Here is a 24,686-nt window from a genome sequence, read left to right on the forward strand (position 1 = left end):
TTTTACCTATATTTTGTTATCATATATTCCCAAGATAAAAAATATATTTAAGTATATCAATTTAAAAGGATTATTTTAATGAAGGCATTATTTTTTATTGTAATTGCGCTTATTATATTTTTAATATATTTATTATTTAGGAAATCATCAAAAAACCTTCTGCTTACAACAATATTTTCTCTCTTAATTATTTATATCATACTAAATCCTAAAGATTGCATAGCCTTTACTATAAATGGAGCTAAACTGTTTTTTTACTCAGTATTTCCATCACTATTCTCCTTCTTGGTCATAGTTAACTTGATTTTTTCTTTTGGGGGTATAGAAATTTATTCAAAAATTTTAGGTAAATTACTATGTACCCCTTTAAGACTACCAAAGGAGTGTAGTGTAGTTATTTTAGCTAGTTTGTTTTGTGGATATCCTCTTGGTTCCAGATATGCTTGTGAACTCTATGAAAGGAAGGTCATTGATAAACCAACTTTTGAAAGACTTTTAAATATAGCCACCAATGGAAGTCCTCTGTTTATTATAGGCACTGTTGGTACTGCAATGCTTGATAGTACATTTCTAGGTTATATCCTTCTTATTTCTAATGCTTTTTCTTGTATTGTTATGGGGTTAATATTACCTACTAAAAAGACTAATAAATATACTATATATAGCAATTCTTCTGTTGCTGCTACACAGATAAAAGAAAACCTTAACTTCGGGGTGGCTATGAAAAACGCCCTTGAAGATGCTACCAAAACCTGCTTATCAATAGGTAGTTTTGTAGTTATTTTTTCTGTAATTATAAACATAATAAAAAGCAGTGGAGTATATCACACTGCCCTTATTTCTTTATGTAGTTCTGGTATTATTAATTACAATCTACTTGATGGAATCTTCCTTGGATTTATAGAAATTACAAATGGATGTAACATTGTAGCTACAAGCTCCTTAACCCTAAATATTAAAATTCTTATATGTAGCTTTTTAATAGGTTTTAGCGGATTATCTATAACCTTCCAAGTATATTCCTTTGTTTACAAATATAAGGTATCAATGAAAAAATATATATTCCTAAAAGTTGTTCAGGGAATAATATGCACCTTAATAACATTGTTATTTTTAAAGCTACCATTTTCTCTAGTTAATCAGGAAACTTTTTTCATAAACAATACTATTCTATCATCTAAATCAGGGTTTTTGGTCCTACTAATATTTATATTTTCTATTCCTGTCATATTTAAAAAGTTACGAGATTGTTTTTAGTCATTTCCTAATTCTTTAATATTTTCTCTTACCTTAGATGTAGTGGAAGAAATTTCTTTATATAATTTTACAAGCATTTCTTCCATTTCATTTTGTATAACTTTTAAAGACTCTTCTCCTATAATGTCTATATCCTTTTGTAAATTACTTAAAGTGCTATCTGCATAATTCATAACTCCAAATTTTAAATCCTTAGCTTGCTTATTAGCTTCACCTTTAATTTTTTTAGCTTCCTCATTAGCACTTTCTAATATTTCTTCTGCTTCTTTTTTAGCAGTTACTAACACATCACAGTTTTCATATTCTTGTTGTGCTCTTTTTCTACTATCCTCAATAATATGTTCTGCTTCACTTCTTGCTTCATCTAAAATTATTTCTTTACGATTCATTAAATTTTTAGCTTCTTCAAATTCATCTGGTAGTAATTTTCTCATTTCATTAAGAGTTCTTAAGACCTCTTTTTTATTAATAGATACTTTACCGACTAAATTCTTTGGTGACATGTCAATAGTTTGTTGTAGATAATCTAATAGTTCTAATACCTTCACTATAATTCCCCCTCAAAACTTTTAGCTCTCTCTCTAATTTCATTTTCTAACTCCTTTGGAATTAATCCATCCAAGTGTCCCTTAAACAAAGCCACTTGCTTTATAGCTGATGAACTAAGATAAGAGTACTTAGAATTGGTCATCATAAACATAGTTTCTTTTGTTTTATCAAGCTTTTTATTCATTAATGCCATTTGAAACTCATAATCAAAATCTGACATAGATCTAAGTCCCTTAACCATTACATCACTGTCTTCTGCTTCCATAAAATCCACTAAAAGACCTGTAAAACTTTTTACTTTTACATTTGGTAAATCTTTAGCCACTCTCTCAATTTGATCAATTCTTTCTTCAATACTAAACCAGCTACTTTTGTTAGGATTTAGTAATACAGCTACTGTAACCTGATCAAATACGTATGAACATCTTTTTATAATATCTAAGTGACCATTTGTTATTGGGTCAAAACTGCCTGGATAAACTGCTTTAATCATTTTTTACTCCTTAAATTCATAGAAACATACAGTGGTGTTTCCGTATTTTCTTTGGTCTATTAAAACAATGTCTTCATAACCTTCACAAATTTCTTCACCTGAATCTATTTTCGTTACAATTAAGCCACCTCTTTGTAGTAAATTATGTTTTTTTATAAGTTCTAGAGCGGGTGGAATCATATCCTTTGCATAAGGTGGGTCTATAAATATTAAATCAAATACCTTACCTATTCTCCCAAACTCCTCTAAGTATTTGTATGAATCACCTTTATAAGATGTACAGAAATGTTCAAATTTCAAATTTTTAATATTTTCTTTTAAATATTTATAAGTTATGTCTCCCATGTCTATTAAATGACACTCTTTAGCTCCTCTACTTGCAGCCTCTAGACCTAAGCTTCCTGTACCAGAAAACTGATCTAAAACTACACTGCCTCTTACTCTATTTTGTATTATGCTGAAAATTGATTCTTTAACTCTATCAAGAGTAGGTCTAGTGCCCATCCCCTCTGGTGATAGTAACTTTCTTCCTTTAGCTTTTCCTGCAATTACTCTCATTTTTATCTCCTTTGACCTTAGTTAAAGCAAATATAACTAGTGCTTTTTTCTAGGTTAATCATTATTTCTNNTCCTTGTTATTAATAAATTTCTTAGCTTCATGATTTGCTATTTTAAATAGTTGAAAATCCTCTGATAAATCACTAAGAATTAATCCATTTTCACCAGATTGTCTAAGTCCAAACATTTCTCCACTTCCTCTTAATTTTAAATCTTGTTCCGCTATATAAAAACCATCATTGCTATTTTTCATTATGTTCATTCTCTTTTTAGTTGTTTCACTTTTTATATTAGCTACAAGAACACAATAAGATTTATGAGATCCTCTTCCAACTCTTCCTCTTAACTGATGCAATTGAGATAATCCAAACCGCTCTGCATTTTCTATAATTATAACCGTTGCATTAGGTACATTTACACCTACTTCAATAACCGTAGTAGATATTAACACCTCAATATTTCCTTCTTTAAATTCATTCATAATTAAATTTTTGTCTTTATTACTCATTTTACCATGAAGAATGGCGATTTCCATACTTTTAAAGTAAGTTTTTTTTAGCTCTTCATATAATGCTGTTACAGAACTTAATTTCATATCTTCATTTTCTTCAACCAATGGACAAACTACATAAATCTGTCTTCCTTTTTTTATCTCCTCTAAAGCAAAGTTATATATTCTCCCCTTTTCCTGAGTAGATAAATAATAAGTATCAATCGGTTTTCGCCCTGGTGGTAAAGTATCAATTATCGATACTTCTAAATCTCCATAAAGATATAAACATAAAGTCCTTGGAATAGGTGTAGCACTCATTACAAGGACATCAATATCTTCACGCTTATTTCCAAATCTAGTTCTTTGACCAACACCAAATCTATGCTGTTCATCAGTTATTATAAGTCCTAAGTTTTTAAACTGGACATTATCTTCTATCAAAGCATGAGTACCTATTATTAAGTCTATTTCACCTTTTAATAACTTTTCTTTTATAAGGTTTTTATTTTTTTCTGTGGTACTACCTGTTAGTAACTCTATGGTAATATTAAAATCCTTAAAGATTTTTTCTGCCTCGTAGTAATGCTGTTTTGCCAATATTTCTGTAGGCGCCATCATGGCACCTTGATAACCATTCATAATAACATTAAAAAGGGCAATAAAAGCAACTATAGTCTTACCACTACCTACATCTCCTTGAACTAATCTATTCATGGGACTGGGTTTCTTTTGATCTCTTAATATTTCTCTAACAGTTCTAGTTTGTGCATCTGTTAACTGAAAAGGTAACTTATCCTTTAAATCTTTCAGCTCCTTTGATATGGAAAATGAAATTCCCTTAGAATTAATACTTCTATTTTTTAAGGCCATAAGCTTTAAAGAGTATGTAAATAACTCTTGGAACTTTAATCTTCTTCTTGCCTCTTCTAATAACTTTAAACTTTTTGGATTATGTATATTTCTTATAGCACTATCCAAAGACATAAAATCATGTTCATCCAAAATTGACTTTGGTAAATTTTCTTGTATTTTTACTGTGTTTAAAGTTTCTGTAACGATTTTATTTAAAAAAGTATTAGAAATATCGTCCCTTAACGGATATCTTGCCATAATATCTGTACTCTCTGTAGTAGTATTTCTCATTATGGTTCCATTTTTAATTATAAAATCTCTACCTTGTTTCTCTATAATGCCACTTATAACATATCTACTGCCAATTCTAAAACTACTTTTCACATAGGGCTGATTAAACCATATTCCCTTAACTATTCTTCCTTTATGAATAAATCTAATGGTTGTAAGTATTTTTCCTGTTTTTGTCCTTATGTCAGGTAAAATTCTCTCCACTCCAACCTCTAATATTATCTTTCCCTTAGAATCCACTTCATCTAAATCTTCAACAATAAAGATACTCTCATAATCCCTTGGAAAGTATAACAATAAATCTAAAATACTATATATTCCACATTTACTCAATTTCTCAGCCATTTTAGGCCCTACACCTTTAATGGCTGTAACACTACTATAAATATTCACCTTATCAACTCCATATGGCTAACATAGAAAAAAAGCCCTAAGGCTTTTATTCTACTGATGTAATAAAATAGTATAATGGTTGCTCACCATTAAAACATTGAACATCTATGTCTGGATATGCTTCTTCTAATTCTGATACTAACTGGTTAACCTTATCCTCTTCACAGTCCTCACCATAGAATATAGTAATAAGCTCGTTATCTTCATTTACCATGTTTTCTATAAGCTTTTTACATACAGCATATACATCCTGACCTATTTCATTTATTTTTCCTTCTAATAATCCTAGAATATCTCCCTCTTTAATATGTCTACCATTGTCTTCGGTATCCTTAACCGCATAGGTTACTGAACCTGAAGTAACAGTTTCTATAGTTTCATTCATAGCTGATTCATTTTCTTCTGAAGTACCATCTGGATTAAACATAGTTATAGCTGTAATTCCTTGAGGGATAGTTTTTGTAGGAATTACTATAACCTTTTTATCTTCTATTAAATCTACAGCTTGTGTAGCTGCCATTATTATATTTTTATTATTGGGAAGAACAAATACTACCTCAGCATTAATTTTATTGATGCTATTAACTATATCTTCTGTACTAGGATTCATAGTCTGACCACCTTCAATAACCTGATCTACGCCAAGATCTTTAAATATTGAAGAAATCCCATTACCTCTAGCTACAGTTACAAATCCATAAGCTTTAGGATCCTCTTTTAATTCTTCCATTACTGCATCATTGCTACTTTCATCTATGCCTAATAAAGATCTGTGTTGTTCTCTCATATTTTCGATCTTAATTTTTGAAAGATCTCCAAAGGTTACTGCTTTAGATAAAACTGCTCCTGGATCATTAGTATGGACATGAACCTTAGTTATATCCTCTAATCCTACAAGAACTAATGAATCACCTTGAGATTCAAGGAAATCTTTAAATTTTGGTATATCTTTTACTTCATTAAGTATGATAAACTCTGTGCAGTATCCAAATTTAATATCTTCTGGATCCATGTTTAACTCTGGAATATCATAATTATTTTCTGATTCACCTTCTAAATCATTAATTAAAGAAACTTCACTTTTATTTTTTAGAACTTCTAACATACCTCTTAATATTATTAATAATCCCATTCCACCAGCATCTACTACCTTAGCTTGTTTTAACTGTGGTAACATTTCTGGAGTCTTATCAAGCATCTTTTTACTTTCTTCACATACTTCTTCAAATAATTCAACTATATTTTCAGCTTCACTACAGATAGCAGCTTCTCCTGCCGCTCTAATTATAGTTAAAATCGTTCCTTCTGTTGGTCTCATAACTGCTTTATAAGCAAAATTTGAGCCTTCTACAAAAGAATTCTTAACTTCCTCTATAGTTGCCTCCTCTGCATTTTCAAGTCCCTTTGCCATACCTCTTAAAATCTGCGAAAGAATAACTCCAGAGTTTCCTCTAGCCCCCATTAAAGCACCCTTAGCTAACTTCTTAGATACTTCTCCTATACCTTTATTCTCTAAGCCTTCTATTTCTCTAGCTGCAGCCTTAAAGGTTAAAGACATATTTGTTCCTGTATCTCCATCAGGTACTGGGAATACATTCAAGGAGTTTACATATTCTTTCTGCTTCTCTAATGCATTTGAAGCACTTTTTATCATATTTGAAAAATCACGTCCATTAATCTGTGTATATGCCACTTTATGTTCCCCCTTAAACTCTAATGCCTTGAATATTAACAGTAACTTGAGAAACCTTAACACCTGTAAGATTTTCTAAATTGTATCTAACTGTTTGTATTATATTATTAGCGATTACTGCAATTTTAGTTCCATATTCAACAATTATATATAGTTCTATAGCTATAGCATTCTCTTTTTGAGTTATTTTAACTCCTTTTGCTAGGTTTTCAGCTTTTAATAATTCCCATAAACCATCCTTAGCATTCTTTAAAGCCATGCCAACAACTCCATAGCATTCCATGGTTGATACACCTGCTATATTAGCTATTACATCTTCAGAATAGTATATATTTCCTATTTCAGTTGTTATATTAGCTTTCATAATCAATTCCTCCTTAATTATACCTTATAAACATTTTATATTAACTTAAGATTTAATTCAACTAATATAATTATATATCATTGAATTTTATTATAACAATATGTATAATATAATGGTATGTGTTTATTTTTCTTAATACTTGCAACAATCATAGTAATTATGTTAAAATAACTTGTGTTTGATTTATAGCAGTATGTTGAAATTTTGAGGAGGTGTAATATATGTCAAGAAGATGTGAAATATGCGATAAAGGTGTAGTTTCAGGAGTACAATTCTCTCACTCTCACCGTCAATCAAAAAGAAAATGGGCTCCAAACTTAAAAAAAGTTAAAGCTATAGTTAACGGTTCACCTAAGACAGTACACGTTTGTACTAGATGCTTACGTTCTGGTAAGGTTCAACGTGCCGTTTAATTGGTAAAAAAAATGCAACTACCTTTATAGTTGCATTTTTTTATGTGCAAAATTAATAACTATGTTTTTTTCTTACAAAAATTTTAACTATTTTAGATAAAAACTTAGGTAGTTTAATCACTCTTATAGTCACCCTTTAACCTCCTTAACCGATTATTAGCAAAACTTATTCATTATAAACCATCCAGCACATATAATGGCACAACCTATGGCTACCATCCACCCCCAAAATGGAATTAGCATAGCTAATACTATCCCTGCTCCTACAGAACTAACAATAAGTCCCAACCTTTTAGTTGTCCTACTCCTCATACTTACTTCCCCCATAAGCCTTTTTAGTATTATTATATGTATTGACGTAAAAAGTGGTACATAAATAAAAAAATTACAATCATCAATTGTAATAATGACTGTAATCCTATATTTTAAATTTATATTTTATGAACTCTAACTACTATAAGACATCCTTTAGAAAAAGATATGCTAACTTTTTCCTCTTTAAACTCATTAGATACAGTGAGATTGTTTCCTTGTACTAGCTCAAAATTCTTTAATTTATATTTGACTCCCTCTATAGTTAAATCATGAGTATCTTCTAAATAGCTAAATAGAGAAAATATATCACCTTTTTTACCAAAGATATTTGTAGGTTTATCTATAAGATAGATTTCATTATACTCATCTATTATACGACAATTTATTGATTTTTTTAAACCTTCATTGAGAATACATAAATTTGCATAGAAATGGTCAATTCTCTTACCTGTACATCCTAAAAAAATTATTTCTGTAGCTCCTAACTCCACTGCCTTATTAAAAGCTATATGACTATCTGTATAATCCTTCTCCTTTGGAAATCTAATAGTTTTAGAGCTATTACTTATTTCCATATATGTTTTTTCATCAATAGAGTCAAAATCTCCTAACAAATAATTTGGATGTATTTCATTATTTAAAAGAATGTTAGCGCCTCCATCAGCTGCTATAATTATAGACTTTTCATTTATATATTTATCTAAAATCTTTTTACTTGGAGGATCTCCTCCTCCAACTATAACTGCTTGCATACTAAAACCCACTTTTTATATTGCTTATATTTTTTTCTATTTCATTATTTTTAAATACTGCTGAACCCGCTACTATAGAATTAGCTCCACATTTTACAACTTTACTAACATTGGTTGCATCTATGCCACCATCTACCTGTATATATAATTCTTTATTATATTTATCCTTTAACTCTTTGACCTGTGATATTTTATCTACGGAATACTCTATATATTTTTGACCTCCAAATCCCGGATTAACTGACATGATAAGTACCATATCTAAATCTGGAATTAAGTTTTCTATCATAGAAACAGGAGTACCAGGATTTAAGGCTACTCCAGATTTAACTCCTAAGCTTTTAATATATTTTATAGTTCTGTCTATATGTCTATCTGCTTCATAATGAACTGTTATCATGTTAGCTCCTGCATCTACAAAATCTTTTACATATCTAGCTGGATCTTCAATCATTAAATGTACATCAAAAACTAAGGTTGTAAGATTTCTTATGGATTTTATAACAGGCACTCCAAAGGATATGTTAGGTACAAACATCCCGTCCATAACATCAATATGAACCCAATCCGCTCCATGTTTTTCTATTTCTTTGACCTGCTCTCCTAACCTTGAAAAGTCTGCTGACAATATAGATGGTGATAATTTTATCATTTTCTATTCCCCCTATTAATAATTTCTTCTAGTATTTTTATGTAGAATTCATATCTACTTTTATTTATTTTTCCAGATTCTACCTTTTGTTTTACTATACAACCTGGTTCTTTATAATGAACACAATTATTAAACTTACATCCATCTTTAAATTTTTCAAATTCCGGAAACATATGTTGTAGTTCTTCTTTATCTATGAAATCTAATTCCAAGGAAGAAAATCCTGGTGTGTCAACTAAGAATCCATCTTCTATCCTTATGAGCTCACTATGCCTAGTTGTATGTTTACCTCTTTTTAGTTTATCACTAATATCCCCTATTTTCATAGCATCTCTACCTAAAACTTTATTCAATATAGTAGATTTACCAACTCCAGAAGGCCCACAAAATACAGTAATATTTCCCTTTATCTTTTCCTTTAACTGGTCTATTCCAACACTATGTTTTCCTTGTACATACATTATTTCATATCCAGCTTTATTTAACATACTACCTATTTCCTTGCTATAATCACTTTCAATATCCATTTTATTAAAGCAAATAATAGGTACTACATGATTATACTCACATAAAACTAAAAATTTATATAATAAGCTTAAATTCAAATCTGGATTCTTACTAGTAACTACTACAAAAGCTTGAGTTACGTTGGCAACGGCAGGTCTTATAAGTTGATTTCTTCTCTTTAATATTTCTGTTATAACACCCTTCCCATTTTCTTCTTCTATGATTACCTCATCACCAATCATGGGAGTTTCACCCTTATGCCTAAATTTCCCTCTAGCCTTACACTCTATAACTTTTTCTTCAACATCCACATAGTATAATCCACCAATTCCTTTAACTATTACACCTTGCATATATTCCTCCTAAATTTTAACTAATCCTTAGGCAAGTTTATAACTTACCTAAGGATTATTAACTTCATTGGTTAAGGTTCTTCATCTTTGTCATCATCGCCGCCAATATTAGGGGCTTTTATTTGAGCTATAAGATTTATGGTACTTCCTTTATCTAACTTATTACCTTCAGGTACATCTTGACTTATTATAAGACCTTTTCTATCTCCAGTAATAGTTATTCTAAATCCAAGTGAATTAGCTACTGCTTGCGCATCTTCAGTGGTTCTTCCAATGAAATTAGGAACTTCAACCTTGCCTTCATCTGGATCCTTATATTGATAGTAATTAACACTTATCTTTTCATTTTCTTGTACTGAAGTCAGAGCAGGTTCACTTTGGTTGAATATCTTTCCATCCCTACTTATATCATCAGTTATTACTGCAGTAGTAGATCCAAGTTTTAGATTTACTACGGCTAATACTTGCTCTGCTTCTTTTAGTGTTAATCCAATGAGATCTGGTACTTGTGTCTTCTTTATCCTAGAACCTTTACTTATAACTATATCTACTGTATCACCTTTTTTAACCTTAGTCTTTGCTACTGGATTAGTACTTATTACTGCGCCTTGTTCTATTTCTTCAGAATAGTCTTCTGTTATCTTTCCCACCTTAAGCCCTTGAGTAACTATATGATCTTGAGCAACACTTTTACCCAGCTTCACAACATCTGGAACCTCAATCTCTCCTGGTCCTGTACTAATCCTTACTCTAACTTCACTTTCTTTTTTTACTGCAGTACCTTCCGATGGAAATACTGCAATTATAGTTCCAGCTGGCTTATCACTAGATTCCTCTCCTAAGACTACATAAGTCAATCCTAATTTTTCTACAGCATCTTTAGCTTCATCTGCTGTAAGTCCAATTATCTTTGGAACCTTTAATTCGTCTTTTTTAACGTTATCGTTGACTTTATTATATACAGTAGTACCTACAAATACACCTATAAGAATAGTTAATAAAAGAGCCCCTCCAACTATTAGTACCTTTTTCCATGTACTAGTTTTTCTCTTTTCACCATCATAATCTTCATAATCCTCGTTTTCTTCCTCTTCTTCCTCATCATCCATATCTCTATTATCTAATTTCTTTCCAGGATTGCTAGCATACATAGTATTTTGAATTTGGGTTGCATCCATTACTGTAGTATAATCATTATCCATATTGGAAGGTGTTACTATATACTTATTATTATTTTCTATTCTCATTAAATCTATTAACATATCTGTTACATTATTATATCTTTTTATAACTTCCTTCTGAGTAGCCTTAATCACTAAATTATTTAGACTATCTGGTACTTCTGGAACTAAAACCTTAGGAGGCACAATAGTATCTTGTATATGTTTAAGCGCCACTGCTACAGCACTTTCTCCATCAAAGGGAACTCTTCCTGTTAGCATTTCATATATCACAATTCCAAAAGAATAGATATCTGTTCTATTATCAACTATCTTTCCTTTTGCTTGCTCAGGAGAGAAGTAATGTGCAGAACCAATAACTTTATTAGTATGAGTTATTGTATCAGATGACGTAGCTTTGGCTATTCCAAAATCTGTAACTTTAATTATACCTTCTTCATTTATTAATATATTGTGAGGTTTTATATCTCTATGGATAATTTTATTTTTATGAGCACATTCTAAAGCTTTAGCAATTTGTATTGAAATCTTTAAAGTTGAGTCCATGGAAAGAGGTGCATTTTCTCTTATGTATTCTTTTAAAGTTTTTCCATTCACTAATTCCATTACAATATAATTAATATTTCCTTCTGAACCCACATCATAAATATTAACTATATTACTATGAGAAAATGTTGCTGTAGCTAAAGCTTCTCTTCTAAATTTCTCCATAAATTCACTATTATTAGAGTACTCTGGCTTTAGTATTTTTATTGCTACAAATCTATTTAAAATTCTACATTTAGCCTTATATACTACTGCCATACCTCCTTCGCCAATCTTTTCTATGAGCTCATATCTATTTCCTAACATAGTTCCTATCATCTGCACTCCCACTCTCCTTTAAAAATGATGATAGAAATATTATCTCTTCCACCATTTTTCTTACTCATGTTTATTAGTTCCATACATTGATTGCCATCATAACCTTGTAAAACTCTAAAAATATCCTCCTCACTTACTTCATTAGTAAGTCCATCACTACAAAGAAGAATTTTGCAAACCCCTCTTATATCTAAACTGTAGTAATCTGCCGTCACTACTGGATTAGTTCCTAAGGCTCTTGTTATAACATTTTTATTAGGATGATTCTTAGCTTCCTCATTAGTTATTGTTCCATTATCTAATAGTTCTTGTACCAATGAATGATCTTTTGTAACCTTAACAAGCTGTCCATCCTTTAAAATATATCCTCTACTATCTCCTATGTTTACCATAGTTAAGTTATTTCCTCTCACAAAAGCTCCCACAAGAGTAGTTCCCATTCCATTACAGTCTTCGTTTAACAAGCTTTCTCTATATATTTTTCTATTAGCACTTAAGATTGCCTCATTTAAAATTTCCTCTTCTGACCTATCCTTTTGATGATTAATTACATATTCAATAATGGTATCTATAGCAATCTTACTAGCAACTTCACCAGCATTATGCCCTCCCATACCATCGGCTATTACAAAAATACCGAAATCTTCTTCTTCATAGTACCCAACGAAATCTTCATTAAAAGTTCTTTTATTTCCAACATCCGTTTCTATTCCTAACAATCTCCCCATTAAAAACTACAACTCCCTTTTTTCTATATAACTTTTTCTCAACTGACCACAAGCAGCATTTATGTCTAAACCCATTTCTTTTCTAACAGTAGTTTCAATCCCGTGTTTCATTAAAATATCTCTAAAGCCCTTAACTTGCTCTTCATTTGATTTTTTTAAATCATTTTCATCTATTTCATTTATTGGAATTAAATTTACATGACATAACATACCTCTTATTAGTTTTACTAATTGCTCAGCCTGTACTTTAGAGTCGTTTACCCCCTTTACTAATGCATATTCAAAGGTAATTCTTCGTCCCGTTTTATCAATATAATATTTACAACTATCAATAAGATCAGCTATAGAATATACCTTAGCAATAGGCATAGTTTTCACACGCAATTCATCATTAGGAGCATGTAATGAAATTGCTAGTGTTATCTGTAAATCTAAATTTGCTAAGCTCTTTATCTTAGGCACAATTCCACATGTAGAAAGAGTTATATGACGTTGTCCTATATTAAGTCCATACTGAGAATTTACATCCTTAATAAATTTTACAACATTATCATAGTTATCTAACGGTTCTCCACTTCCCATAAGTACAATATTTGAGATTCTCTCCCCAAGTTGTTTTTGTGAAACCATAATCTGACCTAACATTTCTCCACTACTTAAACTTCTAACAGCTCCTCCAATAGTTGAAGCACAAAACTTACAACCCATATTACATCCTACCTGAGTTGATATGCATATAGAATTTCCATGACTATACTGCATAACCACTCCTTCAACTATATTACCATCATGTAAAAGAAATAAATGCTTGCGAGTATCACTATTTTTAGAACTATATGTTTCTACTATTCTAGGTATTCCTATAAAAAAATTTTTTTCTAATTTTTTCAAAGTATCTTTAGATATGTTAGTCATCTCTTGGAAGTCCCAAACTTCATTATAAATCCAAGAGAATACTTGTTTAGCTCTAAATTCTTTTTCACCATTTTCTTTCATCCATGATTTAAGTTCTTCTATATCTAAATCTAATATATTTTTCATTTCTACTCCTATTTATTTCTACGAATTTTTGCTATAAAAAATCCATCCATATATTCATTAGGTAACACTGTTACAGAACCCTTTTCGTCATAGACCAGATTTTCCACCTGTCCAAAGTTTAAAGGCTCTACACTAAAATCTTTAAAATTACTTAAAAACCAATTTATATTTCCTTGATTTTCTACTTTATTTATAGTACAAGTTGAATATAAAATTATTCCATCTGGTTTCACATATTTAGCTGCATTCTTCATTATTTCACGTTGAACTGTTATTAAAGATTTTAATTCTTTCTCTTTTTTTGTATATTTAATTTCTGGTTTTTTTCTTATTATTCCTAAGCCAGAACAAGGTACATCTATAAGCACTCTATCTCCCACATCTAATAATTCTTTGCATTCTTTAGTAGCATCTAATATATCTAATTCAATGTTTGTTAGTCCTAATCTTTCACTATTACTTCTTATAAGTTCTAGCTTATGATCATAAATATCGAAAGCCTTAACTATACCTGTATTATCCATTATTTCAGCTATATGAGTAGTTTTTCCTCCTGGAGCACTACATAAATCTAACACAGTCATATGCTCTTGTAAATCCATACTAGGTGCTACTAGCATAGCACTCTCATCTTGAACTGTAATAGCACCTTTCTTAAACAGTGGATTTTCCTCTACACTCTTTCCTCTTACGATTCTTATAGCTTCAGGACATATAGACCCCTCTTCTACGTTGTAAGCATTTTTTTCCAACTCATGAAAAACCTGTTCAAAATCTCCCTTTGTGGAGTTTACTCTAACTGTAACAGCAGGTCTTTTATTAAGCCCATCTAGTATCTTTTCTCCAACTACCTCTCCATATTGCTCAATAAATAATTTTACCATCCATTGAGGAAAAGAATATGAAAATGCTAATCTTTCATTAATATTTTCTTTATTACAATAATCTTTATTCTTATTTCTTAAATAACTTCTTAATACCCCATTTACTAATTTGGAAGCTCCCACAGATACATTAGTCTTAGCTAAATTAACGCCCTCATTTACTGCTGCAAACTCAGGTATTTTATCTAAATATCTAAGCTGATATATACAAACCCTTAATAAATTTAAAATATATTTATCTGTTTTGTCAAATTTTTTTTCTAAAAAAGTCTTAAGTATTTTATCAATTGCATACCTATATTTTATAGTACCATAAACAAGTTCTGTAGCTAATGCTTTATCTTTATCTCCAAGATTACATTGGCTAAGGTTGTTGTTTAAAACAATATTAGAATAAGCCTTATTTTCAAAGACTTGCATTACTGTATTTACTGCTACTTCTCTAGCACCTATCATTCATATCATCCTATCTACGGTTTCTAGTGTTTATCCATTTTTGTATTAATTATTTCTATTTCTTATAGCAATGAGTCTTAAAAGCTGTGCAATAGCTGTAACTGCTGCTGCTACATAGGTTAATGCTGCTGCAGTCAAAACATTTTTAGCTCCCTTTACTTCATCTTCATAAAGTATATTCCTTGCACTTAATATGGCTACAGCTCTACTGGATGCATTAAACTCTACAGGCAGTGTAACTATCTGAAAAAGAACTGCTGCTGAGAATAATATAATACCAAAGTTAACTAATGGTGTAAAAGACATTACAATTCCAATAAAGAATAATATCCAAGAACCTTGGGAGCCTATATTAGCAATTGGCACTAAAGCTGTTCTTATTTTAATTGGTGCATATCCTTCTTTATGTTGAATAGCATGACCTATCTCATGAGCAGCTACACCTATAGCTGCCAGGGAAGTACCGTTGTATACATCTGTTGATAGTTTTACCACCTTTTCACTAGGGTCATAGTGATCTGTAAGATGCCCCCCTGTAACTAATACTGGAATATCAAAAAGTCCGTAGGCATCTAATATCATTCTAGCCACTTGATTTCCAGTATATCCATTTCTACTATATACTTGTGAATATTTTGCATAACTACTTTTTATTTTCATCTGAGCCCATATTGAAATGATAAGAGCTGGTATAAGAATAATCATTGTTCTGTCAAAAAAACTTCCATAATAATATCCCATATATATTTCTCCTTATTCTATTTAATTAATTTTTACTCTTCTTTTAATAATATATTTTCTTCAATAGAATTTCCTTTTATATATTCTTCTACTCTTAAAGGCTTTTTATTAGGAAATTGAACCTTCGTTATTAATATATTATTATCTTCAGTTGAAACCAACATTCCTTCTTTATCAACTTTTAAAATAGTCCCTGGAATTTTAGAAGACTTCTCGTTAGTAAGTCTAGTTTCAATTACCTTCATAGGCTCATCTTTATAATAAGTATAAGCTATTGGAAAAGAGTAAAGTCCTCTTACAAAATTATGTATATCTTTAGAACTTTGATTCCAATTAATCTTTGCCATCTCTTTATTCAGCATACTGGCATAACAACTTTCACTTTCTCCTTGCTTTATTGGAGTTATCATGTCATTATAAAGACCTTCTACAGTTTCAATTAAAAGCTCAGCTCCACTGTTCATAAGTTTATCATGGAGCTCTGCAGTAGTCATATTTTCTGTAATCTCTACTCTGTTCTTTAACAACATATCTCCTGTATCTAAACCTATATCCATTAGCATGGTGGTATTTCCACTTTCCTTTTCTCCCTTCATAATAGCATAATGAATTGGTGCTGCACCTCTATATTTAGGAAGTAGTGAACCATGAAGGTTTATACATCCATATTTAGGTATATCTAAGACTTCCTTAGATAGGATTTGACCAAATGCTACAACTATTATGAAATCTAAATTCATATTTTTTAATTCTTCTATTAAACTTTTTTCATTTTTTAATTTTTCCGGTTGATATACTTTTATATCATGCTTAAGTGCTACCTTTTTTACTGGTGACATTGCCACAGATCTTCCTCTTCCTTTAGGTCTATCTGGCTGAGTAAGTACTGCCTTAACTCCATATTTTTCAATAATTGCTTCTAAAGATGGTACTGCAAAATCTGGTGTGCCCATAAATACTATATTCATCTTCATACCTCCTATTTCACTATCTTATCAGTATATAATATTCCATTTAAATGATCTATTTCGTGACAAAGAGCCCTTGCTAGAAGATCCTCCCCCTGAATTTCAATAGAATTTCCATCTCTGTCTTCAGCTTTAACTTTTACATATTGGGGTCTTATAACATTTCCTTGTTTAGCTGGCACGCTTAGACATCCTTCTACATCTTTAACTTCACCATTAGCCTCAACAATCTCTGGATTAATAAGTATTATTGGTCCATTACCAATATCTATAATCACCACTCGCTTCAAAATACCTACTTGTGGTGCTGCAAGACCTACTCCATTAGCTTCATACATAGTATCTAGCATATCATCAATTAATATTTGTGTTCTTTCATCAATATTTTTAACCACCTTACTAATCTTCCTTAATATTGGGTCTTCATTAATTCTTATATTTCTTAATGCCATAATCATTCTCCCTTACAGTAAATTATTTGGATTTATATCAATACCAATTCTTATATTTTTATAATTAATCTGTTCATAGACTAAATTTTTTATATCCATAGCATAATTATCATCAAAATCACCTTTGATTATAATCTGCCATCTATACAAACTTTTTATTTTAGAAACCCCACAAGGACATGGTCCTAATAACTCAATTTTATCACTTTCATAGTTTTTTATCCTTACTTTATCTGCTAAACTTTGTATACTTTTTATTAAATGTTCCTCATTTTCACTGCTTAAATTTATACACAAAATCTTAGAAAAAGGTGGATAATCCCTTAGCTTTCTAATAATTATTTCTTCTTCATAAAAACTTCTATAATCATTTACAGCAGCATACACTATACTATAATTATCTGGATTATAAGTCTGAAGTATTACTTTTCCAGCCTTATTACCTCTACCTGCTCTCCCGGCTACTTGAGTAAGTAATTGAAAGGTCTTTTCCGAAGCTCTATAGTCCGGTAGATTTAAAGACAAATCTGCAGCAATTATTCCTACTAGGGTTACTTCTTTAAAATCCAAGCCCTTAGCAATCATTTGAGTACCTATTAACACATTGTACCTTTCTGCAGAAAAGTCTTTATATATTTTTTCATAAGAATCTTTTCCCCTTGTAGTATCAAAATCCATTCTAAGAGGTTTACTATCCAAAAAGGTCTTTCTAACACTATGTTCTAATTGCTCTGTGCCTACTCCAAAATATTTCACATATTTACTTTTACATTTTGGACAAGTTTTTAATGCTCTTTGCTTTGATCCACAATAGTGACAAGTTAAATTGTTATCATTGTGATAGGTAAGAGAAATATCACAATTATCACACTTAAATACGTAACCACACTCTCTGCAAGATACAAAAGTAGAATATCCTCTTCTATTTAAAAACATTATGGCTTGCTCTTTTTTTTCTAAACACGCTGTCATTTCTTCATATAGTCTTCTACTAAACATAGACTTATTTCCTTCTTTTAGCTCATCTCTCATATCAACTATCTCTATAGTTGGAAGATTAGCTCCATCGGCTCTGTGATTTAAAGTAATTATATCATATTCACCTTCCGTAGCCTTATAATAAGTCTCAATGGACGGTGTAGCAGATCCTAAAACCACTTTACATCCTTCAATTTCAGCTTTTAAACTAGCTATATCTCTTGCATGATATTTGGGGTCACTATCTGATTTATAGCTAGTTTCATGTTCCTCATCTATAACAATAAGACCTAATTTAGAAAAAGGAAGAAAAATTGCAGACCTAGCACCTATGGCTACTTTAACATTTCCCGTTTTTACTCTCATCCATTCATCAAATCGCTCACCTGTAGATAACCTACTATGAAATATAGCAATATCTCTTCCAAACCTTCCTTTAAACCTTTCAACCATTTGAGGAGTTAAAGCAATTTCCGGAATTAATATTATAGAATCTTTATTTTTTTTAATCATCTCTTTTACTAGGTTCATATATATCTCAGTTTTTCCACTACCAGTTATACCATGAATAAGAAATTTATTACTACTACCCTTGGATAATATAGTATCAACACATCTTTGTTGAATTGAATTTAATATTTTTTCCTCATATCTTTTATATACATTTTCATTATACCTATTAATTATAGTTTTTTTAATATCTAAGAATCCATTCTTAATTAATGTGTTAATCCTCGATAAGGAAAATTTAAATTCACTAGTAAGTTCTGCCTTATTATAAATTCCATTATGTTCTCCTATAAAACTAACAATATTTATATATTCTTCTTTACTATATTTTTCTGTTAATGGTCTACTAATAATTATACTATTTTTTGTTTTAAAGGTTGTTCCTTTAGTTATTCCACTGGGAATCATAACTTTTATACATTCTAAATAAGTGCATAAATACTTCCTTCTCATTATTTCAATAAGACATATATTATCCTCCGTAAGAAATTCCATACTGTCATCTATATCAACAATTTCTTTCAATTTAGTATTATCATCTATATCATAAAATATATCAACTATAAATCCATATATTTTCTTATTTCCATTTCCAAAGGGAACTGTAACCATTCTACCTTTTTTTACTTTACCATATAAGCTTTCAGGTACCTTATATGTAAATATTTTATCTACTTTTACAGCTTCATTATTTACTATAATTCCTAAATACACTTTTAGTCCCCCTTCTAGAGGTGTCTACCTCCATTCTAAATTAACTATTAACCATATTTTCTTTTTAAACCCATTAGATATATTATATAAATAAATAATAAAAAAAGCGACTTAGTCGCTCTTTTTTATTTATTGTTTAAAATCATATTAAAAAGCTCATGTCCAACTAATCTTTTACTCATATTATCAAGAGATATTTCTTTCCCATCTCTATTTATAACAGTAACCCTATTAGTATCACTTCCAAAGCCTGCATTACTTTCAGTTATATTATTAGCTACAATATAATCAAGATTTTTCTTTTTTAGCTTTATGTGAGCATTTTCTATTACATCGTTACTCTCAGCTGCAAATCCAACTAATATTTGGTGTTTTTTCAGGGTTCCTAGCTCCTTTAGAATATCGTTATCTCTTTCTAGCTCTATATTAAAATTACCTGGTCCCTTTTTTATCTTCTTATCTGAATAAGTCTTAGGTTTGTAATCGCTTACTGCTGCAGATTTAACCACAATATCACTAGTATCAAATTCTGCTTTAACTGCATTTAACATTTCTTCATTAGTTTCTACTTTTATGATTTTAACTCCTAGTGGTACCTTTATACTGGTAGGACCACTGACAAGAACTACTTGTGCTCCCCTATCTCTAGCCTCTTCAGCAATTGCATATCCCATCTTACCAGTAGATCTATTAGTTAAAAACCTTACTGGATCTATATTAGCCCTAGTAGGTCCTGCTGTTACTAGCACTTTTTTACCTAATAAATCCTTTGGTTCATGAAGATATGATAAAATCACTTCTGCAATTTCTTCTGTATCAGCAAGTTTTCCATCTCCTACATCTCCGCAAGCTAATCGCCCACTACTAGGATTTATAAACTCATACCCATAATTTTTTAATTTTTTAATATTTTCTTTAACTATGGGATTGTTATACATATTAGTATTCATAGCTGGTGCAAAGATTACCTTTGCATTAGTAGCCATAATAGTAGTTGATAACATATCATCAGCAATGCCATTTACTACTTTACCTATAATGTTTGCTGTAGCTGGAACTACTACTAGTACATCCGCTTTTTTAGCTAAAGATATGTGCTGAATTTCAAAAACCTTAGGTTCATCAAACATATTTTTTATTACCGCATTTTGACTTAACGATTGAAAACTTAATGGAGTAACAAACTCACAAGCTGACTTTGTCATAATAACATCCACATTTATATCTTTCTTTTTCAATCTGCTTATAACATCTAGAGCCTTATAGACTGCAACTCCACCTGTTACTCCAATAACTACATTTTTCTTACTCATCTAAATTTGAGCCTTCTTCCACTACTTCATTTACTAGTTCAACGTCTTGAACCTTAGTAAACTTATCATCTACATCTCTAATTTCTATAATCCCTTGCTTAACTTCATTAATAGCAATAGTTAATGGCTTTGCACCTACCCCTTGTACTTTTGGCTCTTCACCGTCAATTATTTTTCTTGCTCTTCTTGAAGTAGATACTACTAATGAATATCTATTATCCACTTTTTCTAATAATTCCACAATAGATGGATTAATCATTGAATTGCTCTTTGAATTACTCATATCTTTTAGAACCTCCCTAATAGCTCATCTTTAATTTTAAATACTCTACATTTTTCAGCAACTATTATACTTTCAATTTTTTTAACTGCATCTTCAACCTTATCATTTACAACGGCATAGTCATATTTAGATGCAAAGCTTATTTCATCATAAGCACATTCCATTCTAGTCTTTAAAGACTCTGGAGTTTCGCTTCCTCTATTTGTTATTCTATTTCTAAGTTCTTCCATAGATGGAGGCATAATAAATATAAATATTCCTTTAGGATATGAAGATTTAATTTTTAATGCACCTTGTATATCTATTTCTAATATTACATCCTTACCTTCTTCTAACATCTTTAAAACCTCAGATTTAGGTGTTCCATAAAAATTACCATAAACCTCTGCATATTCCAGAAAATCTTCTTTATCAATCCTATTTAAAAACTCATCTCTCTCTATAAAAAAATAATTTATTCCTTCTACTTCACCTTCTCTTGGCTTACGCGTAGTGCAAGATGTAGAAATCCATATTGGATTTTTTTCAATTAGTGACTTACATACAGTCCCTTTGCCTGCTCCTGATGGTCCAGATATAACTAATAATTGTCCTTTACTTCCCATATTAATCCTCTACCTCATCTATAGCATCATCACCTTTAGATGACAATCTATGTGCTACTGTTTCAGGCTGAACAGCAGATAGTATTACATGGTCACTATCAGTTATTATAACTGCTCTAGTTCTTCTTCCATAGGTAGCATCTATTAGCATACCCCTATCTCTAGCTTCTTGAATTATTCTTTTTATAGGCGCTGATTCTGGACTAACAATAGCTACTAATCTATTTGCTGAAACAATATTTCCAAATCCAATATTTATAAGTTTTATACCCATGCCCTACCTCCTAAATTTATTCTATGTTTTGAACCTGTTCTCTAATCTTTTCTATATCACTTTTTATATTAAGTGCTATATTAGTTAATTCCAAATCGTTAACTTTAGACGCAATTGTATTCGCTTCTCTGTTCATTTCTTGAACAATGAAATCTAGCTTTCTACCTATTGGCTCTCCTAATTTAAAAGTTTTGATGACTTGTGCAACATGGCTTTTAAGTCTAACAATTTCCTCATCAACACAGGATTTATCCGCTTGAAGAACCACTTCCATAGCAATGCGATTTTCATCAATACTTTTTTCTGCTAAAATTTCTTCTACTTTCTTTAGAAGTCTTGCTCTATATGCTTCTGTAACTTCTGGCACCCTTTTACTAATTATATCAACATTACTTGAAATACATTCACATCTCTTTGTAATATCTATCAAAAGTTTTTCACCTTCTTGTTGCCTCATGGATACAAGATTGTGTACTGCCTCTTCTACTGCTGGTAATAATATCTTCCATGTTTTTTCTAAATCTTCTTCCTTTTGTTCTAATTTTAGAACTTCTGGAAACCGTGCTAAGGTTGTAGCAGAAATATCATCCCTTAAATCATACTTATCCCTTAAACTATGTAATACCTCCACATAATTTTCAGCTAAACTCTCATTTACCACTACAGACATATCTTGGTTAGCTCCTTGATTTTGAGTAATAAATATATCTACCTTTCCCCTCTTAATCTTGTCATTTACATATTTTCTTATACCATCTTCTAAAGATATTAAAGTTCTTGGCATTCTAGCATTAATCTCAAAGTATCTGTGATTTACTGTCTTTATTTCCACAATAAAACTAGATGCTTCACTCTCTGATGTACCTCTTCCAAATCCAGTCATGCTTTTTATCATATACAACGCACCCTTCTAGATCTTCTTAAATTCTTTATTTATTATACATAAAGTATGTGGCTTATTTCAACCCATAAACAAAAGAATTTTAAAGAAAAATGAAATATTCTTTAGAAAACCTTAGAAAAACCATTATAATTTAAAATATTCACTCTGTAAATAAGGGACATAAGCTTATATTTTAAGCTTATGTCCCTACTTTATGAATTAGTTCAATAAAATCACCAATATTAATAAATATATATTTAAAACTTTATTTAACCAAAGATTATTTTTAATAAGAATATTATTGCTAGAATATATACAACGAAAGATACTTGTTTTCTATCCTTAGCTTCCTTAGTTGTAATATTAGCTATTAGGTTTAATATAGCATAAGATAACATTCCTATCATTAATCCATCTCCAATACTATATGTCATAGGCATTAATGCTATAGTAAGGAATGCTGGTACACCTTCAGTGAAATCAGAAAAATCTATATTTTTAACTGATTCTATCATGAAGAACCCTACAATAATTAAAGCTGGTGCTGTTGCACAACCTGGTATAGCAACAAATAATGGTGATAAGAACATAGCAAGTAAGAATAATATTCCTGTAACTACTGCTGAAAGACCTGTTCTAGCTCCTGATGCAACTCCAGCAGAACTCTCTACATAAGTTGTAACTGTAGATGTTCCTACAAGAGCTCCAAAAGTTGTCCCAATTGCATCTACTAGTAATGCTTTCCCTGCATTTTTGACTTTACCATCTTTATCTATCATTCCAATCTTTGACGCTACTCCAACTAATGTTCCAGCTGTATCAAAGAAGTCTATAAATAAGAATACAAATATAACTGAAATAAATTCTGATATAGCTCCAGCATTAGCGAATACTGAGAAATCTAATTTACCTGCAATAGGTGCTATAGATTCAAACTTTAAGATACCTTTTGGTAAATATATTCCTGCAGCTGTAGCAGCTTCTGGTGATAAAGCAGCATATATCCATGCAGCTATAGCACTAGCAGCCATTCCCCAAAGTATTGCACCTTTTACATTTTTTTTAGATAAAATTACTATAACCATTACACCCAATATTGTAATTAATGCTGTTGGACTTACTAAACTACCCATGGTTACCTTTGTAGCTTCACTTCCAACCACTATTCCAGCATTACCAAAACCTATAAATGCTATAAACAGTCCAATACCTGCTGTAACTGCATATTTTAAGTTAGTTGGTATACAGTTTACGATAGCTTCCCTAATCTTTGTTAATGATAATAAAATAAATATAATTCCTTCTACAAATACTGCTGTTAAAGCTATTTGCCAAGATATCCCCATTTCCATTACTACTGTATATGCGAAGAACGCATTAAGTCCCATGCCTGAAGCTAATCCTAATGGTAGATTCGCATAGATTCCCATTAAAATAGTAGTAACCCCAGCTGCTAGGCAAGTTGCTGTAACAACTGCTCCTGGATTCATTCCAACACCAGGATCTCCTAATATGTTAGCATTAACGGCTATTATATACGCCATAGTTAAGAAAGTTATTAATCCACCAACAACTTCCCTCTTTACATCGGTACCATTTTCTTTTAACTTGAAAAATTTTTCCATAATACTTGTCCTCCCATTAATATGTATTATTGCAAAAAATAGTCACTGGATAAGAATCCCAGTGACAGTTTTTTAACATAGGAATTCTCATAGTCGGATTTTATCGGTATCCGGTAGAAACATCTAATCCATCGCATTAGACCTATATGAAAATTAGTGGTTATTTCTTTTTACAAGATTATAATATCAACTTTATATACCTATGTCAATGATTTTTACGTATATTAATTTTATTTTTATTTATAATGTTC

24 protein-coding genes, 2 pseudogenes and 1 riboswitch are annotated in these 24,686 nt (G+C 30.6%); of the genes and pseudogenes, 2 read left to right on the forward strand and 24 right to left on the reverse strand.

Annotation, left to right across the window (positions count from 1 at the left end; translation table 11 throughout):
* Positions 1-78: 78 nt before the first annotated feature.
* The gene (ylbJ, locus tag B3630_RS04080; RefSeq protein WP_346895758.1) at positions 79-1,257 is read left to right on the forward strand and encodes a sporulation integral membrane protein YlbJ; all 1,179 of its coding nucleotides are present in this window, start codon (positions 79-81) and stop codon (positions 1,255-1,257) included.
* Here ylbJ and B3630_RS04085 read toward each other — a convergent pair.
* The 6 genes and pseudogenes from B3630_RS04085 to B3630_RS04110 form a co-directional block, all read right to left on the reverse strand.
* Entirely contained in the window at positions 1,254-1,805 is a 552-nt protein-coding gene (locus B3630_RS04085; RefSeq protein WP_346869517.1) for an ATP synthase F0 subunit B, read from the reverse strand. The genes ylbJ and B3630_RS04085 overlap by 4 nt on opposite strands.
* Complete coding sequence (coaD, locus tag B3630_RS04090) at positions 1,805-2,299, reverse strand: pantetheine-phosphate adenylyltransferase (RefSeq protein WP_346895760.1); 495 nt, start codon at positions 2,297-2,299, stop codon at positions 1,805-1,807. The genes B3630_RS04085 and coaD overlap by 1 nt, the downstream gene beginning before the upstream one ends.
* Before the next feature lie 3 nt (positions 2,300-2,302).
* The gene (gene rsmD / locus B3630_RS04095) at positions 2,303-2,857 is read right to left on the reverse strand and encodes a 16S rRNA (guanine(966)-N(2))-methyltransferase RsmD (protein ID WP_346895762.1); all 555 of its coding nucleotides are present in this window, start codon (positions 2,855-2,857) and stop codon (positions 2,303-2,305) included.
* Between the two features lie 17 nt (positions 2,858-2,874).
* Positions 2,875-4,886 (reverse strand): annotated as a pseudogene (recG, locus tag B3630_RS04100) (ATP-dependent DNA helicase RecG).
* A 46-nt stretch (positions 4,887-4,932) separates the two neighbouring features.
* A complete protein-coding gene (locus B3630_RS04105) occupies positions 4,933-6,579 on the reverse strand; it encodes a DAK2 domain-containing protein (protein WP_346895764.1) in 1,647 nt (548 codons plus the stop codon).
* 13 nt (positions 6,580-6,592) lie between these two features.
* Positions 6,593-6,943: an Asp23/Gls24 family envelope stress response protein gene (locus B3630_RS04110; protein ID WP_147519512.1), complete on the reverse strand. Its 351-nt coding sequence runs from the start codon at positions 6,941-6,943 to the stop codon at positions 6,593-6,595.
* 221 nt (positions 6,944-7,164) lie between these two features.
* Between B3630_RS04110 and rpmB the strand changes: the two genes are divergently transcribed.
* A complete protein-coding gene (rpmB, locus tag B3630_RS04115) occupies positions 7,165-7,356 on the forward strand; it encodes a 50S ribosomal protein L28 (RefSeq protein ID WP_035132719.1) in 192 nt (63 codons plus the stop codon).
* A gap of 156 nt (positions 7,357-7,512) precedes the next feature.
* Here the strand turns inward: rpmB and B3630_RS04120 are convergent, their stop codons facing one another.
* The 18 genes and pseudogenes from B3630_RS04120 to B3630_RS04205 all read right to left on the reverse strand — a co-directional run bounded on the left by B3630_RS04120 (position 7,513) and on the right by B3630_RS04205 (position 24,435).
* Positions 7,513-7,668 carry a hypothetical protein gene (locus B3630_RS04120; protein ID WP_198028577.1) on the reverse strand — a complete coding sequence of 52 codons (156 nt, stop codon included), beginning with the start codon at positions 7,666-7,668 and terminating at the stop codon, positions 7,513-7,515.
* A 119-nt stretch (positions 7,669-7,787) separates the two neighbouring features.
* Positions 7,788-8,423: a thiamine diphosphokinase gene (locus B3630_RS04125; protein WP_346895766.1), complete on the reverse strand. Its 636-nt coding sequence runs from the start codon at positions 8,421-8,423 to the stop codon at positions 7,788-7,790.
* Position 8,424: 1 nt separating this feature from the next.
* Positions 8,425-9,075: a ribulose-phosphate 3-epimerase gene (gene rpe, locus B3630_RS04130; RefSeq protein ID WP_346869523.1), complete on the reverse strand. Its 651-nt coding sequence runs from the start codon at positions 9,073-9,075 to the stop codon at positions 8,425-8,427.
* Complete coding sequence (gene rsgA / locus B3630_RS04135) at positions 9,072-9,935, reverse strand: ribosome small subunit-dependent GTPase A (protein ID WP_346895768.1); 864 nt, start codon at positions 9,933-9,935, stop codon at positions 9,072-9,074. Before rsgA ends, rpe begins: the two co-directional genes overlap by 4 nt.
* Positions 9,936-10,006: 71 nt before the next feature.
* Positions 10,007-11,980: a Stk1 family PASTA domain-containing Ser/Thr kinase gene (gene pknB / locus B3630_RS04140; RefSeq protein WP_346895960.1), complete on the reverse strand. Its 1,974-nt coding sequence runs from the start codon at positions 11,978-11,980 to the stop codon at positions 10,007-10,009.
* Entirely contained in the window at positions 11,977-12,708 is a 732-nt protein-coding gene (locus B3630_RS04145; RefSeq protein WP_346895770.1) for a Stp1/IreP family PP2C-type Ser/Thr phosphatase, read from the reverse strand. The genes pknB and B3630_RS04145 overlap by 4 nt, the downstream gene beginning before the upstream one ends.
* Positions 12,709-12,714: 6 nt before the next feature.
* Positions 12,715-13,749, reverse strand: a complete 1,035-nt coding sequence (gene rlmN, locus B3630_RS04150) for a 23S rRNA (adenine(2503)-C(2))-methyltransferase RlmN (RefSeq protein ID WP_346895772.1) — start codon at positions 13,747-13,749, stop codon at positions 12,715-12,717.
* An 8-nt stretch (positions 13,750-13,757) separates the two neighbouring features.
* Positions 13,758-15,089 carry a 16S rRNA (cytosine(967)-C(5))-methyltransferase RsmB gene (rsmB, locus tag B3630_RS04155; RefSeq protein WP_346895774.1) on the reverse strand — a complete coding sequence of 444 codons (1,332 nt, stop codon included), beginning with the start codon at positions 15,087-15,089 and terminating at the stop codon, positions 13,758-13,760.
* Between the two features lie 45 nt (positions 15,090-15,134).
* Positions 15,135-15,830: a zinc metallopeptidase gene (locus B3630_RS04160; protein WP_346895776.1), complete on the reverse strand. Its 696-nt coding sequence runs from the start codon at positions 15,828-15,830 to the stop codon at positions 15,135-15,137.
* Between the two features lie 32 nt (positions 15,831-15,862).
* The gene (gene fmt, locus B3630_RS04165) at positions 15,863-16,798 is read right to left on the reverse strand and encodes a methionyl-tRNA formyltransferase (protein ID WP_346895778.1); all 936 of its coding nucleotides are present in this window, start codon (positions 16,796-16,798) and stop codon (positions 15,863-15,865) included.
* A gap of 11 nt (positions 16,799-16,809) precedes the next feature.
* Positions 16,810-17,250 carry a peptide deformylase gene (def, locus tag B3630_RS04170; RefSeq protein ID WP_346895780.1) on the reverse strand — a complete coding sequence of 147 codons (441 nt, stop codon included), beginning with the start codon at positions 17,248-17,250 and terminating at the stop codon, positions 16,810-16,812.
* Positions 17,251-17,262: 12 nt separating this feature from the next.
* A complete protein-coding gene (priA, locus tag B3630_RS04175; protein WP_346895782.1) occupies positions 17,263-19,452 on the reverse strand; it encodes a primosomal protein N' in 2,190 nt (729 codons plus the stop codon).
* 125 nt (positions 19,453-19,577) lie between these two features.
* Complete coding sequence (coaBC, locus tag B3630_RS04180) at positions 19,578-20,765, reverse strand: bifunctional phosphopantothenoylcysteine decarboxylase/phosphopantothenate--cysteine ligase CoaBC (RefSeq protein WP_346895784.1); 1,188 nt, start codon at positions 20,763-20,765, stop codon at positions 19,578-19,580.
* Between the two features lie 61 nt (positions 20,766-20,826).
* A pseudogene (gene rpoZ / locus B3630_RS04185) lies at positions 20,827-21,048 on the reverse strand (DNA-directed RNA polymerase subunit omega); the annotation flags it as partial.
* A 5-nt stretch (positions 21,049-21,053) separates the two neighbouring features.
* The gene (gene gmk, locus B3630_RS04190; RefSeq protein WP_346895786.1) at positions 21,054-21,653 is read right to left on the reverse strand and encodes a guanylate kinase; all 600 of its coding nucleotides are present in this window, start codon (positions 21,651-21,653) and stop codon (positions 21,054-21,056) included.
* A 1-nt stretch (position 21,654) separates the two neighbouring features.
* Entirely contained in the window at positions 21,655-21,927 is a 273-nt protein-coding gene (gene remA / locus B3630_RS04195) for an extracellular matrix/biofilm regulator RemA (RefSeq protein WP_035132703.1), read from the reverse strand.
* A 16-nt stretch (positions 21,928-21,943) separates the two neighbouring features.
* Entirely contained in the window at positions 21,944-22,822 is an 879-nt protein-coding gene (locus tag B3630_RS04200) for a YicC/YloC family endoribonuclease (protein ID WP_346895788.1), read from the reverse strand.
* A 257-nt stretch (positions 22,823-23,079) separates the two neighbouring features.
* On the reverse strand, positions 23,080-24,435 hold the full coding sequence (locus tag B3630_RS04205) for an NCS2 family permease (RefSeq protein WP_346895790.1): 1,356 nt from the start codon (positions 24,433-24,435) through the stop codon (positions 23,080-23,082).
* 70 nt (positions 24,436-24,505) lie between these two features.
* Positions 24,506-24,605: riboswitch (purine riboswitch) on the reverse strand.
* Positions 24,606-24,686 lie beyond the last annotated feature (81 nt).

The sequence above is a fragment of the Clostridium sp. UBA7503 genome (genome assembly GCF_002477055.1).
In the GTDB taxonomy this organism is placed as follows: domain Bacteria; phylum Bacillota; class Clostridia; order Clostridiales; family Clostridiaceae; genus Clostridium_J; species Clostridium_J sulfidigenes.

What these genes read in the sequence shown, in the direction of transcription:
- ylbJ (WP_346895758.1), top strand. Translation starts at nt 79, where the DNA reads ATGAAGGCATTATTTTTTATTGTAATTGCGCTTATTATATTTTTAATA.
- coaD (WP_346895760.1), bottom strand. Translation starts at nt 2,299, where the DNA reads ATGATTAAAGCAGTTTATCCAGGCAGTTTTGACCCAATAACAAATGGT.
- rsmD (WP_346895762.1), bottom strand. Translation starts at nt 2,857, where the DNA reads ATGAGAGTAATTGCAGGAAAAGCTAAAGGAAGAAAGTTACTATCACCA.
- B3630_RS04110 (WP_147519512.1), bottom strand. Translation starts at nt 6,943, where the DNA reads ATGAAAGCTAATATAACAACTGAAATAGGAAATATATACTATTCTGAA.
- rpmB (WP_035132719.1), top strand. Translation starts at nt 7,165, where the DNA reads ATGTCAAGAAGATGTGAAATATGCGATAAAGGTGTAGTTTCAGGAGTA.
- B3630_RS04120 (WP_198028577.1), bottom strand. Translation starts at nt 7,668, where the DNA reads ATGAGGAGTAGGACAACTAAAAGGTTGGGACTTATTGTTAGTTCTGTA.
- B3630_RS04125 (WP_346895766.1), bottom strand. Translation starts at nt 8,423, where the DNA reads ATGCAAGCAGTTATAGTTGGAGGAGGAGATCCTCCAAGTAAAAAGATT.
- rpe (WP_346869523.1), bottom strand. Translation starts at nt 9,075, where the DNA reads ATGATAAAATTATCACCATCTATATTGTCAGCAGACTTTTCAAGGTTA.
- rsgA (WP_346895768.1), bottom strand. Translation starts at nt 9,935, where the DNA reads ATGCAAGGTGTAATAGTTAAAGGAATTGGTGGATTATACTATGTGGAT.
- pknB (WP_346895960.1), bottom strand. Translation starts at nt 11,980, where the DNA reads ATGATAGGAACTATGTTAGGAAATAGATATGAGCTCATAGAAAAGATT.
- B3630_RS04145 (WP_346895770.1), bottom strand. Translation starts at nt 12,708, where the DNA reads ATGGGGAGATTGTTAGGAATAGAAACGGATGTTGGAAATAAAAGAACT.
- rlmN (WP_346895772.1), bottom strand. Translation starts at nt 13,749, where the DNA reads ATGAAAAATATATTAGATTTAGATATAGAAGAACTTAAATCATGGATG.
- rsmB (WP_346895774.1), bottom strand. Translation starts at nt 15,089, where the DNA reads ATGATAGGTGCTAGAGAAGTAGCAGTAAATACAGTAATGCAAGTCTTT.
- B3630_RS04160 (WP_346895776.1), bottom strand. Translation starts at nt 15,830, where the DNA reads ATGGGATATTATTATGGAAGTTTTTTTGACAGAACAATGATTATTCTT.
- fmt (WP_346895778.1), bottom strand. Translation starts at nt 16,798, where the DNA reads ATGAATATAGTATTTATGGGCACACCAGATTTTGCAGTACCATCTTTA.
- def (WP_346895780.1), bottom strand. Translation starts at nt 17,250, where the DNA reads ATGGCATTAAGAAATATAAGAATTAATGAAGACCCAATATTAAGGAAG.
- coaBC (WP_346895784.1), bottom strand. Translation starts at nt 20,765, where the DNA reads ATGAGTAAGAAAAATGTAGTTATTGGAGTAACAGGTGGAGTTGCAGTC.
- gmk (WP_346895786.1), bottom strand. Translation starts at nt 21,653, where the DNA reads ATGGGAAGTAAAGGACAATTATTAGTTATATCTGGACCATCAGGAGCA.
- remA (WP_035132703.1), bottom strand. Translation starts at nt 21,927, where the DNA reads ATGGGTATAAAACTTATAAATATTGGATTTGGAAATATTGTTTCAGCA.
- B3630_RS04200 (WP_346895788.1), bottom strand. Translation starts at nt 22,822, where the DNA reads ATGATAAAAAGCATGACTGGATTTGGAAGAGGTACATCAGAGAGTGAA.
- B3630_RS04205 (WP_346895790.1), bottom strand. Translation starts at nt 24,435, where the DNA reads ATGGAAAAATTTTTCAAGTTAAAAGAAAATGGTACCGATGTAAAGAGG.